The 15342-nt window shown below is 72.6% G+C and carries 14 protein-coding genes; 3 read left to right on the forward strand and 11 right to left on the reverse strand.

Annotated elements, in window-relative coordinates:
• Nucleotides 1-280 precede the first annotated feature (280 nt).
• From narI to JOD49_RS13295, 4 genes are read right to left on the reverse strand one after another with little or no spacing between them, the layout of a single operon-like run.
• Nucleotides 281-1036, reverse strand: coding sequence for a respiratory nitrate reductase subunit gamma (gene narI / locus JOD49_RS13280; protein WP_205307597.1), 756 nt, complete (start codon nt 1034-1036; stop codon nt 281-283).
• Nucleotides 1033-1782, reverse strand: coding sequence for a nitrate reductase molybdenum cofactor assembly chaperone (narJ, locus tag JOD49_RS13285; protein ID WP_205307598.1), 750 nt, complete (start codon nt 1780-1782; stop codon nt 1033-1035). Before narJ ends, narI begins: the two co-directional genes overlap by 4 nt.
• Nucleotides 1782-3488: a nitrate reductase subunit beta gene (gene narH / locus JOD49_RS13290; protein WP_205307599.1), complete on the reverse strand. Its 1707-nt coding sequence runs from the start codon at nt 3486-3488 to the stop codon at nt 1782-1784. The genes narJ and narH overlap by 1 nt, the downstream gene beginning before the upstream one ends.
• The gene (locus tag JOD49_RS13295; RefSeq protein ID WP_205307600.1) at nt 3488-7414 is read right to left on the reverse strand and encodes a nitrate reductase subunit alpha; all 3927 of its coding nucleotides are present in this window, start codon (nt 7412-7414) and stop codon (nt 3488-3490) included. Before JOD49_RS13295 ends, narH begins: the two co-directional genes overlap by 1 nt.
• A 131-nt stretch (nt 7415-7545) precedes the next feature.
• On the opposite strand from JOD49_RS13295, the gene JOD49_RS13300 reads away from it, so the two are divergent.
• Entirely contained in the window at nt 7546-8076 is a 531-nt protein-coding gene (locus JOD49_RS13300) for a MogA/MoaB family molybdenum cofactor biosynthesis protein (protein ID WP_191790248.1), read from the forward strand.
• Between the two features lie 90 nt (nt 8077-8166).
• On the opposite strand, the gene JOD49_RS13305 is transcribed toward JOD49_RS13300, so the two are convergent.
• The 6 genes from JOD49_RS13305 to JOD49_RS13330 all read right to left on the reverse strand — a co-directional run bounded on the left by JOD49_RS13305 (nt 8167) and on the right by JOD49_RS13330 (nt 12627).
• Nucleotides 8167-8403 (reverse strand): MoaD/ThiS family protein, encoded by a 237-nt coding sequence (locus JOD49_RS13305; protein WP_204809999.1) that lies wholly within the window; start codon nt 8401-8403, stop codon nt 8167-8169.
• A gap of 1 nt (nt 8404) precedes the next feature.
• A complete protein-coding gene (locus tag JOD49_RS13310; protein WP_204809998.1) occupies nt 8405-8734 on the reverse strand; it encodes a DUF6457 domain-containing protein in 330 nt (109 codons plus the stop codon).
• On the reverse strand, nt 8731-9378 hold the full coding sequence (gene mobA, locus JOD49_RS13315) for a molybdenum cofactor guanylyltransferase (protein WP_307822534.1): 648 nt from the start codon (nt 9376-9378) through the stop codon (nt 8731-8733). Before mobA ends, JOD49_RS13310 begins: the two co-directional genes overlap by 4 nt.
• A complete protein-coding gene (moaC, locus tag JOD49_RS13320) occupies nt 9375-9848 on the reverse strand; it encodes a cyclic pyranopterin monophosphate synthase MoaC (protein WP_205307601.1) in 474 nt (157 codons plus the stop codon). The genes mobA and moaC overlap by 4 nt, the downstream gene beginning before the upstream one ends.
• On the reverse strand, nt 9845-11245 hold the full coding sequence (locus tag JOD49_RS13325) for a molybdopterin molybdotransferase MoeA (RefSeq protein ID WP_205307602.1): 1401 nt from the start codon (nt 11243-11245) through the stop codon (nt 9845-9847). The genes moaC and JOD49_RS13325 overlap by 4 nt, the downstream gene beginning before the upstream one ends.
• 125 nt (nt 11246-11370) lie before the next feature.
• Nucleotides 11371-12627 (reverse strand): MFS transporter, encoded by a 1257-nt coding sequence (locus JOD49_RS13330; RefSeq protein ID WP_307822535.1) that lies wholly within the window; start codon nt 12625-12627, stop codon nt 11371-11373.
• Between the two features lie 172 nt (nt 12628-12799).
• On the opposite strand from JOD49_RS13330, the gene JOD49_RS13335 reads away from it, so the two are divergent.
• The gene (locus JOD49_RS13335; RefSeq protein WP_205307603.1) at nt 12800-13504 is read left to right on the forward strand and encodes a DUF1361 domain-containing protein; all 705 of its coding nucleotides are present in this window, start codon (nt 12800-12802) and stop codon (nt 13502-13504) included.
• 49 nt (nt 13505-13553) lie between these two features.
• Nucleotides 13554-14054, forward strand: a complete 501-nt coding sequence (locus JOD49_RS13340; RefSeq protein WP_205307604.1) for a hypothetical protein — start codon at nt 13554-13556, stop codon at nt 14052-14054.
• Nucleotides 14055-14089: 35 nt separating this feature from the next.
• Here JOD49_RS13340 and JOD49_RS13345 read toward each other — a convergent pair whose 3' ends face one another.
• A complete protein-coding gene (locus JOD49_RS13345) occupies nt 14090-15337 on the reverse strand; it encodes a LacI family DNA-binding transcriptional regulator (RefSeq protein WP_307822536.1) in 1248 nt (415 codons plus the stop codon).
• Nucleotides 15338-15342: the final 5 nt, after the last annotated feature.

Raw genomic sequence — 15342 nt, forward strand, 5'->3', positions numbered from 1 at the left:
TCGATGCACCCTTCTGTCGGGGTCGCGCACGACATTGCGCAGCGACCCTTACTTACTGGACGTGAATGAGAATAGCGACCTGCAGAGGGGGTTGTCTACTGGCGGTTCGAGAGACGCCCTGGCATCACCGACCGTCCGGTCGGGAATTGTGCTGAAGTTATCGCAGGATGCCCTAAGGGGAGGGGTTTCTGCCCCTCCGGGCGGTATGGCGGCCCGATTCGCTCACAACATCGGATGTGCTTCCGGCTGCAGCACACCGGGCCAGATGCGGCGGGTTTGACTACACCTTTGGCCCTGCTCCCGGGTCCCACCCCGGCCGCGGCTCGCGGGACGCCACGGATGCGTCGCGCGAGCGGTACACGATGTAGGGCCGGAAGATGTACGGCACGGGCGCCGAGAACGCGTGCACGAGCCGCGTGAAGGGCCACAGGATGAACAGCAGGTTCGCGGCGACGATGTGGAGCTGGAACGCCGCGGGTACGCCTTCCATGAGCGCGGGCTGGGGCTGGAAGTACCAGAGGGACCGGAACCAGGGGGAGATGGTCTCGCGGTAGTTGTACCCGTGGTTCTCGGCGAGGAGCTGGGTCTGGACGGTCGCCCACGCGCCGAGCAGGATCGACGCGGCGAGGAACACGTACATGACCTTGTCCATGCGCGTGGTCGCGAGGAACACGGGCCCGGTGGTCCGCCGCCGGTAGACGAGGATGAGCAGCCCGGCGACGAGAGCGAGAGCCGCGAGCGACCCCATGTAGGTGGCCACGAAGTGGTACGCGCCCTCGTCGATCCCGACGGCCTCGGTCCAGGTCTCGGGGATCACGAGCCCCAGGACGTGCCCGAGGATCACGAACAGCAGCCCGAAGTGGAACAGCGGCGAGCCGAGCCGCAGGAGCTTCTTCTCGTAGAGCTCGCTCGAGCGTGTGGTCCACCCGAACTTGTCGTAGCGGTACCGCCACACGGACCCGACGACGAACACCGCGAAGGTCACGTAGGGGAAGACGACCCACAGCAGGACGTCTCCCGTGCTCGCTCCGGTCATCGTCGTACCTCCTCGGGCGGCGCCCCTGCGGGGGCGAACGGTTCGAGCGGCCCCATGGCCGACAGCCCGACCATCTCGGTCGGCGGGCCCGACGTCACGAGCTCGAGGTACCGCCGCTCGGTCTCGGCGTCGAGCGGGGGCAGGGTCAGGCACACGGCCTCGACCACGAGCGCGTACGGGCTGGCCATCGCGGCGAGGGCCGAGCGCAGCACCTCGATGCCCTGGCGGTGCGAGCCGAGCAGCCCCGCGGCGATGCGTTCCTCGTCGCGGGTCCTGGCCCGCGCGGAGAACTCGAGGGCCATGGGCAGGTAGTCGGGCAGCTCCTCGCCGTCGACCTCCCACCCGGCGGCCCGGTAGGCCTGCACGAACCGCACGAGGGCCATGCCGCGCTTCCGGGTATCCCCGGCGGCGTAGTACGACAGGTACATCGAGCACTTGCGCTTGAGGTCGAACGTCGCGACGTAGCGCGCCTCGAGCGCGGCGGGCTCGCCGGTCTCCAGGTCGTCGAGGAACGCGCCGAGCCGCGCCTGCACGGCGCCCGGAAGCTGCCCGACGACGCCGCGCACCTCGCGCGCGGCGGTGAGCGTCCCGGCGTCGGGGTAGTCGAGCAGGAGCGAGGCGGCCATGTGCGTGGTGCGTCGCTGCGCGGGCGTGGTCCGTACGGGGGCGAGGGGCTCCAGGAGGGGCGTGCGCGCCGTCGGGCGGGGCAGGAGGGTCGTCGCCGGGGACTTCGTGAACAGGCCCATCAGCGGGCCGCCGCGTCGTCGCCGGACGTGTCCGGCCCGGGGCCGTCCGAGCCACCGGGAGACCCCGGCGGGAACAGGCCCGGGGGCCGGCCGTTGCCGTCCCAGTTGAGCAGGTTGACGCGCCCGGGTGTCGACGGCCCGTTGGGGGAGTCGGCCGTCTGACGGGCCTGGAGCACGTGGAAGTTCTCGACCGCGACCGGGGTCGGCGTCCCGCTCGACGAGCCGAACGGCCCGGCGCCGCCCATGCCGCCCATCCCGGGGCCGCCGTCGAAGTCGAGCGAGCAGCTGATCTCCTCGAGCTCGCGCGCGATCTCCTGGTGGGCGGTCGGGATGACGTAGCGGTCCTCGTACTTGGCGATCGCGAGCAGGCGGTACATCTCCTGGACCTCGGTGCCCGTCATGCCGACCGCGCGGGCGATGGCCTCGTTGGGCTCCTCGCCCAGGTTGATGTCGCGCATGTAGGTGCGCATCGCGGCCAGACGGCGCAGCGTGCGCTCCACGGGCACGGTGTCGCCCGCCGTGAACAGGCCCGCGAGGTACTCGAGCGGGATGCGGAGCTTGGAGATCGCCGCGAACAGGGTGCGCGGGTCCTCGCCGTCGTTGCCCGACGAGCCGACCACGTCGACCACGGGCGACAGCGGCGGGATGTACCAGACCATGGGCATGGTCCGGTACTCGGGGTGCAGCGGCAGCGCCACGCGGTACTTCTGGATGAGGGCCCAGATCGGGGAGGCCTGCGCGGCCGCGATCCAGTCCTCGGGGATGCCCTCGGCGCGCGCGGCCTCGACGACCGCCGGGTCGTGCGGGTCGAGGAAGACCGAGCGCTGCGACTCCAGGAGGTCGTGCTCGTCCTCGACCGACGCGGCCTCGGTCACGCGGTCGGCGTCGTACAGGACCAGGCCCAGGTAGCGCAGGCGCCCCACGCACGTCTCGGAGCAGACCGTGGGCAGGCCGACCTCGAGGCGCGGGTAGCACAGCGTGCACTTCTCGGCCTTGCCGGTCTTGTGGTTGAAGTAGACCTTCTTGTACGGGCAGCCCGTGACGCACATGCGCCACCCGCGGCACTGGTCCTGGTCCACCAGGACGATCCCGTCCTCGGCCCGCTTGTACATGGCCCCCGACGGGCACGAGGCGACGCACGCGGGGTTGAGGCAGTGCTCGCAGATGCGTGGCAGGTAGAACATGAACGTCTGCTCGAACTCCGAGGCCACGTGCTCGCTCATGTGCTGCAGGATGGGGTCGTCCTGCATGGTCTCCTTGGACCCGCCCAGGTCGTCGTCCCAGTTGGCCGACCACTCGATCTTCATGTCCTCGCCCGTGAGCAGGGACTTCGGCTTGGCGACGGGGGTGTGCGGGCCCTGCGGGGCCGAGAGCAGCATGTCGTACTCGTACGTCCACGGCTCGTAGTACTCGTGGATCGAGGGGAGCTTGGGGTTGGAGAAGATCGTCGCGAGCTTCTTGGCCCGCCCGCCCGCGCGGAGCTTGAGCTTCCCGCGCCTGGTCCGGACCCAGCCGCCCTGCCACTTCTCCTGGTCCTGGTAGGTCCGGGGGTAGCCGAGGCCGGGCCGCGTCTCGACGTTGTTGAACCACACGTACTCGACGCCCGTGCGGTTCGTCCACGCCTGCTTGCACGTCACCGAGCACGTGTGGCACCCGATGCACTTGTCGAGGTTCATGACCATCGACATCTGAGCCATCACACGCATCAGTACGTCACCTCCTGCGAGCGGCGGCGGATCGTCGTGACCTCGTCGCGCTGGTTGCCGGTGGGCCCCAGGTAGTTGAACGCGAACGCGAGCTGCGCGTAGCCCCCGACGAGGTGGCTCGGTTTGAGCAGCACCCGCGTCAACGAGTTGTGGATGCCGCCGCGCAGCCCGGACGTCTCGGCGAGCGGGACGTCGATCGTGCGGTCGGTGGCGTGGTGCATGTAGACCGTGCCCTCGGGCATGCGGTGCGAGACCACGGCCCGGGCCACGACCACGCCATTGCGGTTGTACGCCTCGATCCACTCGTTGTCGCGCACCCCGATCTTGTCGGCGTCGCGCGGCGACATCCAGATGTTCGGCCCGCCGCGCGAGAGCGAGAGCATGAACAGGTTGTCCTGGTACTCCGAGTGGATGGACCACTTGGAGTGCGGGGTCAGGTACCGCACCGCGACCTCGGCCTGGCCCTCCGAGCCCGGGTAGCCGCTCGGGGAGCGGTCGCCCAGGGGCGGGGAGTCGGGGAACAGGCGATGCATGTCGAGCGGCGGCCGGAACACGGGCAGCTGCTCCCCGAGCTCGGTCATCCAGTCGTGGTCGAGGAAGAAATGCTGGCGCCCCGTGAGGGTGTGCCACGGCTTGAGGCGTTCGACGTTGATCGCGAACGCGGTGTACCGGCGGCCCCCGTGCTCCGAGCCGGACCACTCGGGAGAGGTGATGACCGTCGTCGGGCGGGACTGGACGTCCGGGAACGTGACGCGCTTGCCCTGCTCGTCGCGCGCCAGGTCGGCGAGCTCGACGCCCGTGCGCTTCTCGACGTGCTCGAAGCCCTGGACCGCGAGGCGGCCGTTCGTCGTGCCCGACAGCGCGAGGATCATCTCGCACGCGTGCGTGTCCTTGTCGAGCCGCGGGCGCCCGGCCGCGGGGCCCGAGGGGACGAGCCCGTTCTTCTGCCCCAGGACCCGCACCTCCTCGCCCGGCGAGAACTGCACGCCCTTGGTGACCATGCCGAGCTTCTCGGTGAGCGGTCCGAGCGAGGCCATGCGGTCCGCGAACGCCGGGTAGTCGCGCTCGACCACGACCAGCTTGGGCATGGTCACGCCCGGGACCAGGGGACGGGACGCGGACCCCGCGCCCGAGTCGACGATCGTGCCGTGCGGCACGGACATGGCGTCCGGGGTGTCGTGCAGCAGGGGAGCGGCCACGAGGTCCTTGCGCACGCCCAGGTGCTCGACCGAGTACTCGCTGATCTTCCGCGCGATCGTGTGGAAGATGTCGAAGTCCGTGCGGGTCTGCCACGGCGGGCTGATGGCCGGGTTGAACGAGTGCACGAACGGGTGCATGTCCGTCGTGGACAGGTCGTGCTTCTCGTACCAGGTGGCCGCGGGCAGCACGACGTCGGAGAACAGCGTGGTGCTCGTCATGCGGAAGTCGAGCGTCGTGAGCAGGTCGAGCTTGCCGCGCGCACCCTCCTCGGCCCACTCGATCGACTGCGGGCGCCGCCCCGGCGCCGACTCGTCCGCGAGCACCGCGGAGTCCGTCCCGAGCAGGTGCTTGAGGAAGTACTCGTTGCCCTTGCCCGACGACCCCAGGATGTTGGCCCGCCACACCGTGACGCAGCGCGGGAAGTTCTCGGGGGCGTCGGGGGCCTCGACCGCGAACCGGAGCGCGCCGCTGCGCAGCTCGGAGACCACGTAGTCCGCAGGGGCGACCCCGGCCGCCTCGGCCTGGTCCACGAGGTCGAGCGGGTTGCGGTCGAACGTGGGGTAGCTCGGCATCCAGCCGCGCTGTGCCGACTCGACCAGGCAGTCGGCCGTGGTCCGGCCCGCGAACAGGCCCGAGCCCAGCGGTGTCGCGAGCGCGTCCGCGGGCAGCCCGTCGTAGCGCCACTGGTCCGTGGCGACGTACCAGAACGCCGTGCCGATCATCTGGCGCGGGGGCCGCGACCAGTCCAGGCCGCCCGCGTACTGCGCCCATCCGGTGACGGGCCGGCACTTCTCCTGCCCGACGTAGTGCGCCCAGCCGCCGCCGTTGACGCCCTGGCAACCCGTCATGGTCGTCAGCGCGAGCATGGCCCGGTAGATCGTGTCGGCGTGGAACCAGTGGTTCGCCCCCGCGCCCATGATGATCATCGAGCGCCCGCCCGACCTCTCGGCGTTGTCCGCGAACTCGCGACCGATCCGTGCGGCCGCCGCGGCCGGGACCCCCGTGAACTGCTCCTGCCACGCCGGGGTGCCGGGCGAGTCCGCGTCGTCGTAGCCCGCTGGCCACTCACCCGGCAGGTCCAGGTCCTCGCGGTTCACTCCGTAGCGGGCGAGCAGCAGGTCGAACACCGTGGTCACCAGGTGCCCGCCCACGCGCCGGACCGGCACGCCGCGCGTGACCGAGCCCGCGCCGCCAGTGTGCCTCCCGGTCTCGCCCTGGTCGGGGTCGGGGGACAGGTCGAAGCGCGGCAGGTCGACGCGGACAGCGGTGTGGTGGGACGCGCCGTGCGTCTCGTGCGCGGCCCCCGGGATCCCCGGAGCGCCCGCCACGCCGTCCGCGACGGACAGCAGCGGCACCACGCCCTCCAGGTCGAGGTTCCACTTCCCTTCGTCGGCCTCGCCGAACCGGTGCCCGAGCGTGCCGTTGGGGATGACGACGCCCCCGTCGGCGTCGAGCAGGACGGGCTTGAAGGCCGCGTTGGCGGCGCTCGCGGCTCCTGGCAGCACGTCGTCGCCCAGGTCGGCCGCGGTGAGGAACTTGTCCGGGACGTAGGTGATGTGTCCCGCGGGGTGGGCTCCGCCGTCGGGCCCCGAGGAAGCCGACGCCGGGCTCGGCGTGAGCGTGACCAGGAACGGCGAGTCCGTGTACGTCCTCAGGTAGTCCACGAACGGCGCCGTGCGACGTTCCACGTGAAACTCCCGCAGGATCACGTGCCCCATCGCGAGCGCCAGCGCGCCGTCCGTGCCGGGGTGCACCGCGAGCCACTCGTCGGCGAACTTGGTGTTGTCGGCGTAGTCGGGCGAGACCACGATCACCTTCTGGCCGCGGTAGCGCGCCTCGGCCATGAAGTGCGCGTCCGGGGTCCGGGTCACCGGGATGTTCGAGCCCCACATGATGCAGTACGACGAGTTCCACCAGTCGGCCGACTCGGGGACGTCGGTCTGGTCACCGAACACCTGCGGGGACGCGACCGGCAGGTCCGCGTACCAGTCGTAGAACGACAGCATCGCGCCGCCCAGCATCGAGATGAACCGGGCGCCCACGCCGTGCGAGACCATCGACATCGCCGGGATGGGGGAGAAGCCCGCGATGCGGTCCGGGCCGTAGGTCTTGATCGTGTGGACGTGGGCCGCCGCGACGATCTCCGCGGCCTCCTCCCACGACGCGCGCACCAGGCCGCCCTTGCCGCGCGCCTGCTTGTACGCGCGCGCCGTCTCCGGGTTTCCCGTGACCTCGGCCCACGCGAGCACGGGATCGCCCGTGCGCGCCTTCGCGTCGCGGAAGGCCCGCAGCAGCACTCCCCGCACGTACGGGTAGCGGACCCGCGTCGGGGAGTACGTGTACCAGCTGAACGCCGCGCCGCGCGGACAGCCGCGCGGCTCGTACTCGGGCGAGTCCGGGCCGACCGACGGGTAGTCCGTCTGCTGCGTCTCCCACGTGATGATGCCGTCCTTGACGTACACCTTCCACGAGCACGACCCGGTGCAGTTCACGCCGTGCGTCGAGCGCACGACCTTGTCGTGCGACCACCGGTCCCGGTAGAAGACGTCACCCTCGCGGCCCCCCTGGAGGAACAGCTGGCGCAGGTCCGGCGAGACCTCGCCGCGGCGCAGGTGCTTGCCGAGCCGCAGCAGGGCGTCCTCGCCGCTGCCGCCCGGGGACTCAGGGCGTGGGGCGTCCGCGGCACGGGCGTCGGTGCCCGGGCCGGGGACGGTGGACTGCGACATGCGACCTCCTGGGGCGAGCAGGACCGTGCGTGTTCGTTCGTCTGCCTCGCAGTATGCCCACGTCCCGCAGGGTTCTGCCCGGGGAGCAGGGCCACGTCGCCCGGTGCGCCCTGATTGTCTACGGTGCTCCCATGACCACGTTCGACGGGCCCCACGCCACCTTCCCCCTCGCCCACCTGCCCGTCACGGTCGTCACGGTCTCCGACCGCGGCTCGCGCGGCGAGTACGTCGACCGTTCGGGGCCGCTCCTGGTCTCGCTCCTGGAGACGGGCGGCTTCGAGCGGGTCACGTCGCGTCTGGTGCCCGACGGCGTCAGCTCGGTCCGCGACGCGCTCACCTCCGCGCTGGTCGAGGGGGCGCGGCTCGTGATCACCACGGGCGGGACGGGCATCGGCCCGCGCGACCACACGCCCGAGGGGACGGCCGAGGTCGTCGACCAGGAGCTGCCGGGCGTGGCCGAGGCGATCCGGCGGCGCGGCGCGACCGTCGTGCCGAGCGCGGTGCTGTCACGGGGGATCGTGGGGACCGCCCCGGGGGCCCGTGGGCTGCGGGCGTTCGTGGTCAACCTGCCGGGTTCGCCGGGCGGTGTGCGCGACGGCTGGTCGGTGCTCGAACCGCTGCTGCCGCACGTGTTCTCGCAGCTTGCGGGCGGGGACCACTGAGGGGAAGACGTGTTGCTGAGTGCGGAGTAGTTGTCGTCGATCGGCTCTCCGGACGACAACTACTCCGCACTCAGCGGAAGGTGGGGACAGTCAGCCGCCCGCGAAAGGGGGCAGGACGTCGACCTGCTGGTCGGGCGCCAGCGCCACGCCGTGGTCGGCGGTCCGGATGCCACCCACGAGCACCGAGCAGCGCGGCAGCACGTCGGCGAGCGCGGGGTGGCGGGCGGTCATGGCCGTGAAGAGCTCCCCGACCGAGGCCCCCGGGAGGGACTCGGCCTCGAGCCCGGCGGCCTCGGCCGCACCGGCGAAGTAGCGGACCCGCGGCACGTCACGCCCTCTCGGGGGCTGCGGGCTCCACAGGGTTGTCGGCGTCCGCAGCACCGTCGACGACGACCTCGTCGAGCGTCGGCTCGACCTCCCACGCGAGCGCGAGCTCGGTGGCCCGCTCCATGGCGTCCAGGCCCGGGTGGTCGGCGCCCTCCCCGGCGGACAGCCCGGCGACATAGCCCGCGATGAAGGTGGTCAGCGGGGCCGCGGGCCGCTCGACCCGGTGCGCGGCGTCGCGCGCCAGGTCCAGGATGGCCCCGATGTCCACCGCCTCGCGGTCGAGGTCGAACTCGTCGACGAGGGTGTCCACCCAGCGTTCGAGGTTGCTCATGCCGTGCCTCCCGATGGTCCGTGCGGGTCGCCAGTGCCGAACCGCGCGCGCCGCAGCGTGTACGTCTCCGCATCCTGCCACGTGTCCACGTCGGCGCTCAGACCGTCCACGTCCTCGACACGGGTGAGTTGCATCCCCGAGACGAGTCGGCGCACAGGAGCACCCGCGAGGCCGCCCTGCGCGGGGTCGCCCTCGAGCCGGGCCACGGCGTCGTCCAGCGCCTCGCGCCGGTACAGCCCGACGAGCCACTGGTCCCGCCCGTCGTGCGCGAGGTGCACGCCGTCCGCCCCGTCGGCCGTGCCCGCGGCCGCCGCTCTCACGAGCAGCGGCACCGCCTCCGCGGCCCGCGGGACGTCGCAGGCGAGGAGCAGGACCCAGGGGGCTGCGCCGTCGGGCAGGGCGGCGAGGCCCGCCGCGGTCCCCGCGACCGGACCACCGAACGGCGGGTCCTCACGCGTGAGGACGTACGCCTCGGAGGCCAGCTCGTCCGGCCCGACGACGACCGTCGCCCGGGCGTCGCGGGTCGCGGTCAGCACGTGGTCGAGCAGACGGGCGCCCGCGACGACGAGCTGCGGCTTGGACGTGCCGAGCCGCAGCGCGCGCCCGCCCGCGAGCACGATCGCGTCGAACAGGGGCCCGCTCACACCGGGCGCACCCACTCGCCCGACTTGCCGCCCGTCTTGGACTGCAGGCGGACGTCGGTGAGCTCGACCGACTTGTCGAGGCCCTTGACCATGTCGACGACCGCGAGCCCCGCGATCGCGACGGCCGTGAGCGCCTCCATCTCGACGCCCGTCCGGTCCGCGGTGCGCACGGTCGCGCTGATCTCGACGCCGTGGTCCTGGACGTCGAGGTCCACGCTCGCGCCGTGCACCCCGATGATGTGGGCGAGCGGCAGCAGCTCGGCCGTCTTCTTGGCGCCCTGGATGCCCGCGATGCGCGCGACCGCGAGCACGTCGCCCTTGGGGACCTCGCCCGACCGCAGGGCCGCGACGATGTGCGGGCCGCACCGGACGACGCCCGTCGCGGTCGCGGAACGGACGGTCGGCTGCTTGAGGGTGACGTCGACCATGCGGGCGTGGCCGCGCTCGTCGAGGTGGGTGAACTCGCTCATGCGATCACCATGACACGCACGACCTCGCCCGTCCCAACCGCCTCGACCTCGGGTGGCACGACCGCGATCGCGTCGGCCCGCGTGAGCGCCGACACGTGGTGCGCGCCGGGCCCGACCGGTGCGACGCCGTCGGCCCCGACGAAGCGCACCGGGAGGAACTGCTGACGCCCCGCCGGGGAGCGCCAGCCCTCGACGGCGACGCGCTCGACGAGCGGCTCGACAGGCTCCGGGTGGCCCCCGAGCCGGCGGACCGCCGGGCGCACGAACGCCCGGAACGACACGTACGCGCTGACCGGGTTGCCGGGCACGCCGAGCAGGGGGGTGCCGCGCCAGCGGGCGGCTGCCTGCGGCTTGCCGGGCTGCATCCCGACCGCGACGAGCCGCACCTCGGAAGCGCCGTGATCCTCGCCGTGCGGGCCGGACAGGATCTCCTTGACGACGTCGAACGCGCCCGCGCTGACCCCGCCCGAGGTGACGATCAGGTCGACGTGGGGGGCGACGTCGTCGAGCACCGCGCGCAGCGCCCCGGCCGTGTCCGGGACCGCGCCCACGCGCACCGGCACGCCGCCCGCGTCGCGCACGCACGCCGCGAGCAGGAGCGAGTTGGAGTCGGGGATCTGGCCCGGGCCGGGGGCGGTGCCGAACGGCACGAGCTCGCTGCCCGTCGAGAGGACCGCGACGCGCGGGACGCGGTGCACCGGCAGGGTCGCGTGCCCTGCCGAGGCTGCGGCCGAGACGAGTCGCGGGGTCGTCGGGGCGCCCGCTGCGGCGACGAGGTCGCCGACCGCGACGTCCTCGGCGCGGCGGCGGATGTTGGGCCTGGACGGCTCGTAGACCTCGATCCGCTCGTCGAGGGGCGCGCCGGGCACGAAGCGTCGCGTCGAGGTCCGCTCCACGGGCACGACGACGTCGCACCCGTTCGGCACGGGGGCGCCGGTCATGATGCGGACGGCTTCGCCGGGGGCGCCGAGGCCGGACGACGGGCCACCGGGGGCGCCGCGCTCGGTGGGAGGAACGGCGGGGGCCGCCGCGATGTCGCCCACGACGCGCAGCGTGACGGGGGAGTCCTGGGTCGCGGCCGCGAGGTCCGCGCCGCGCAGCGCGTACCCGTCCATGGCCGAGGCGTCGAAGCGCGGGACGTCCAGGAGGGCCCGGACGTCCTCTGCCAGCACGCGCCGTGCCGGGGCGGCGGTCGCGAGCTCGTCGAGGGGAAGCCGCTCCGCGGGCAGCGGCGAGACCAGCCCGAGGACGTGGTCGCGGTACTCGTCGACCGTCGTCCCGCCGGTGCGGACCGCCGCCGGGGTGTCCTCGCTCACCGGTGCCGATCCCTCGCCGGAACCCGACCGGTCCACGGGACGGCGGCTCGTCGACGGCTCGTGGGTGGTGCGCGGGTCCATGAGGACACCGTAAGCCGCAGGGGTGACCGGGCGACCCGGCGCGGGCGCTGGGCGGACGAAGCCGTCCGAGGAGCGGGCCGACGAGGACCGCCGGTGCCCGGACGAGCACGGCCCCATGACCTCGTTCAGTCGCGCACGCCGCGCCGCACCGGCCCCAGCGTGAACAGCAGCGTCAGCAGGGCCGTCACCGAGAGGGCCGCGAAGCCCAGGCCGTAGTCCCCGTTGAGCTGGTAGACCGCGCCCATGATGAGCGGCGGGATGAACCCGCCCAGTCCGCCCGCGGCCCCCACGAGCCCTGTGACGGCGCCGACCTTGTCCTGCGGGGCGACCTTGGCCACGAGCTCGAACGTCGCGCCCGACGACGCCCCGAGCCCTACCGCGAGGCCCAGGAACGCGATGGTCCCGACGGGTACGAGGGCCGGCTGGAACGCGACGACCGCCGCGAGGACCGTGACCAGCGCGAAGCAGACGACAGACACCGGGATCCCGCCGAACCGGTCCGAGAGCGTCCCGCCGATCGGGCGGCACGCGACCGCGAGCACCACGAACCCGGCCGTCCGTGCGGCGGCGTCGGCGGCCGTCAGGTCGTAGGCGTTCACCAGGAACGTCGGCAGGTACACGCTGAACGCCACGAAGCCGCCGAACCCCACGGCGTACAGCCACGAGAGCTGGAGCGTGGCCGGGAGCCTGAACGTCGCCCACGTGCGTGCCAGGAAGTGACCGTGCGCGGCGGGCGCCCGGCCCGGGGCGTCGCGCACGAGGAGCCACGACACGAGCGCGTACACCGCCAGGACGCACGCCACGAGCACGAACGGCGCGCTCTTGCCGTACGCGTCGGTGATCCGCACGGTCGTGAACGCCGAGATCGCGGTGCCGCCCATCCCGATCCCGAAGATCCCCAGCGCCGTCCCGCGCCGGGCCGGGGGGTACCAGGCGTTGACGAAGGGCACCCCGACGGCGAACGCCGTCCCGCCCAGCCCCAGGAAGAAGCCACCCAGGATGAGCAGCGGAAAACTGTCCGCGACGAAGCCGATGAACAGGACCGGGACGATCGTCGCGGCGCTGACCAGCGGGAACATGATCCGCGCCCCGAACCGGTCCGTGAGCGCGCCGACCGGGATGCGCCCCAGCGACCCGACGATGACCGGCACCGCGACGAGCACCGACTGCTGGACCGCCGACAGGCCGAGCGCCGCGCTGTACGCACCTCCGAGCGGGCTGATGAGGGCCCACGCCCAGAAGTTCACCGCGAACCCGATCGTGGCGAGGACCAGCATGAGCGTCGCGGACCCGCCGGACGGCGCGCCGCCGGTCGAGGCGGCGGCCCCCTGCCCGGCGCCGGGAGCCGTCACCGCCGCGGCTGATTCGTCAGGATGCGTCACTGTGACTCCCGGGGGTCGGTCGCCCGTCCTCGGGCGAATCGGTGGAGCTCGAGATTCCCGCCCGACCCACGCTATCCGCGCAGGTGACGTGTCGCGCGGGCTGGCGAAGACGCCGTCGGGCCCTAGCGTGGTCCCCACGCCCCGCCCACGCCGCACCCCGAAAGCCCCACCCATGACCCTGCTGTTCCTCGGCGTGATCCTCATCAACGTCTTCGCGTTCGCCCTGATCCTCCTGCGGGCGCCCCTGTTCCGCACCGAGGTCTACCGGCCGATGCTGCTCAACGTCGGCCTGTCGGTGCTGCCCGTGCTCGTCCTGACGGTCCTGATCGTCGGGGACCTCGTGCTGGGCGCGGCCGGGGCGCCGCTGTGGCTCGTCGCGACCATCGCGGGCGCCGGGCTGGTGATCTGGCTGCTGCTGCTCCCCAACGCGGGCTACCTCGTGACCGAGCTCAACTTCAGCCACCGCACGGACGACGAGGACGTGCCGCTCTGGTTCGACATCGTGGCGGTCCTGACCCTCGCGATGTCCGGCGTGCTCAACACCGTCGTCAACATCTTCCTGGTCCAGATGTTCTACGCCGTGCTGCGCTACCCCGACGACCTCCAGCCCTTCCTGCGCCCGGCGTCCTGGCTCGTGGTCGTCGTGATCCTCGTGCTCGTCTCGTTCGGCATCTACCTGGGGCGCTACATCCGCTTCAACAGCTGGGACCTGATGCACCCGGTCGGTTTCCTCCAGAAGTTCTTCCGCTACTTCCGCGGACCCGGCAAGGTGCGCGACGCGCTCCTGTTCAGCGGCCTCTACACGGTGTTCTTCGCGCTCATCTACCTCGTCGTGATCGGGTCGTTCCTCGAGACCATCACCGCGGTCACGGGCTGAGGGGACGGACCTCTTCACGCGGTCGGCGTTCTGCCCTACGATCTGCGCTGTGACCGCACCCATCGCCGTGAACGCAGCCGAGTACCTCGACGCCACCCGCCGACGCCTGACCGACGACGGCTGCGAGGTGGGCTGGGACCAGGTGGGCCCGGTGCAGGCACTGATCGGCTACCGCGCGAAGTTCGTCCCCGCCGCGATGTCCCGTGTCCACGTCGTCACCGCGGTCGCGCACTTCACGCCCACCGACCTGCAGGTGGACCTCTTCACGCGCGACGTCTCGGCCTTCGCCAAGCAGCGCAGCAACGCGCTGCGGGGCATGCAGTCCGGCATCGGCGCGTTCGCGGTCATCGTGGCCGACGGCGTGACGCCCGAGGTCGTCGCCGCCGCCACCGTGAAGCCGCGCCTGGAGTACGCCGTGATCGTCCAGCCCGTCGTCGTGGACCTCGCGGCGCGGGAGATCCACACGTTCCGCGGCCGCCGGTTCCTCGGCGCCGCGCTCAACGGCTTCCTGCGGCGCACGCTCGACACCCAGGTCCAGGTGCCCGCCTGACCGGTTGAGGCTCGGGTGCGCGGCGGTCGCGCCGCTCAGCCCGACGGCGGCGCGACCGAGCCGCGGATGACCAGGTGGAGGGGCAGGACCGTGCGGGCGGGCTCCACGTCGGCGTCGTCGGCCCCTGGTGTCCCGGCCCCCGGCGTCCCGGCCCCCGTCCCGCGACGGGCCATGGCTCGTTCGAGCGCGTCGACCGCCGCGAGGGCGAGGGCCGCGACGGGCTGCTCGAGGGTCGTGAGCTGGGGGCGGAGCCACTGGCCGATGCGGATGCCGTCGCAGCCCACGACCGACAGGTCCTCCGGGATGCGGATGCCGTGGAGCTCGGCCGCGCCGAGCATCCCGACGGCCACGATGTCGCTGCCCACGAACACCGCGGTGGGCGCGTTCCCGGGGCGCGTCAGATAGGGGAACGTCGAGGCGCCGAACTGCTCGGTGTACGGGCCGTGGCGGATCAGCTCGGGGTCTGCGCCGAGCCCCGCGTCGCTCAGCGCGTCGAGGAAGCCGCGCTTGCGTTCCTGGGTCGTGGACAGCTCGGGCGGTCCGGCGACGTGCGCGATCCGGCGGTGCCCCTGCTGGATGAGGTACCTCGTGGCCTGGTAGGCGCCGCCGTAGTTGTCGACCGTCACGGTGTCGACCGCGAGGTCGAGGTCGATCTCCTCGTCGATCACGACGACGGGCAGCCCACCCTCGACGGCGCGGGCCAGGCGTTCGTCGGTGCGGCTCATGCCGAGGTAGATCAGGCCGCCCAGCACGTCGCTGCCCCCGATGAGCGGGCTCAGACCTCCGTCACGCTCGCCGTGCTTGCCGGAGACGGCGACGACGAGGGGGATCTGCCGTGAGGCCGCGAGGTCGGCGCACTCCTCGGCGAGGGTCGTGAAGAACGGGTTGGTGAAGTCGGGCACGACGAGAGCGACGACGCCCGGCGTCGCGTCGTTGCGCGACGGGGTGCCCGTGCCCAGCCGGGGGCCGCGGTTCACCACCGCCCCGCGGTAGTCGAGCGCGGCGACCGCGGCGTCGATCCGGGCCGCGGTCTCGGGCTGGACGTTGAGCTGGCCGCGCAGGTAGCGGGAGGCCGTGGACGTCGAGACACCTGCGTGTTGCGCAACTTGCGTCAGCGTCATCGTCGCCGCCTCTCTGCTCGTGCCCTCGGCCGTCGGGGGCTCCCCGAGCCTATCGCTGTGCTGGTGGTGGGCGGGCCGCGAGCCCCGGAACGCCCGGCATCTCGCCGATTCCCGACGGGGTGGCGCGCGGTGGCACCGGCCTCCGGGGGCCTCGGTTGACACCAGGA

The organism is Oerskovia jenensis (assembly GCF_016907235.1).
GTDB lineage: Bacteria > Actinomycetota > Actinomycetes > Actinomycetales > Cellulomonadaceae > Oerskovia > Oerskovia jenensis.

Excerpts from the sequence above, each read along its gene's own strand:
- narI (WP_205307597.1), bottom strand. The coding sequence starts at position 1,036 with ATGACCGGAGCGAGCACGGGAGACGTCCTGCTGTGGGTCGTCTTCCCC.
- narJ (WP_205307598.1), bottom strand. The coding sequence starts at position 1,782 with ATGGGCCTGTTCACGAAGTCCCCGGCGACGACCCTCCTGCCCCGCCCG.
- narH (WP_205307599.1), bottom strand. The coding sequence starts at position 3,488 with ATGCGTGTGATGGCTCAGATGTCGATGGTCATGAACCTCGACAAGTGC.
- JOD49_RS13295 (WP_205307600.1), bottom strand. The coding sequence starts at position 7,414 with ATGTCGCAGTCCACCGTCCCCGGCCCGGGCACCGACGCCCGTGCCGCG.
- JOD49_RS13300 (WP_191790248.1), top strand. The coding sequence starts at position 7,546 with ATGACCACGTTCGACGGGCCCCACGCCACCTTCCCCCTCGCCCACCTG.
- JOD49_RS13310 (WP_204809998.1), bottom strand. The coding sequence starts at position 8,734 with ATGAGCAACCTCGAACGCTGGGTGGACACCCTCGTCGACGAGTTCGAC.
- moaC (WP_205307601.1), bottom strand. The coding sequence starts at position 9,848 with ATGAGCGAGTTCACCCACCTCGACGAGCGCGGCCACGCCCGCATGGTC.
- JOD49_RS13325 (WP_205307602.1), bottom strand. The coding sequence starts at position 11,245 with ATGGACCCGCGCACCACCCACGAGCCGTCGACGAGCCGCCGTCCCGTG.
- JOD49_RS13335 (WP_205307603.1), top strand. The coding sequence starts at position 12,800 with ATGACCCTGCTGTTCCTCGGCGTGATCCTCATCAACGTCTTCGCGTTC.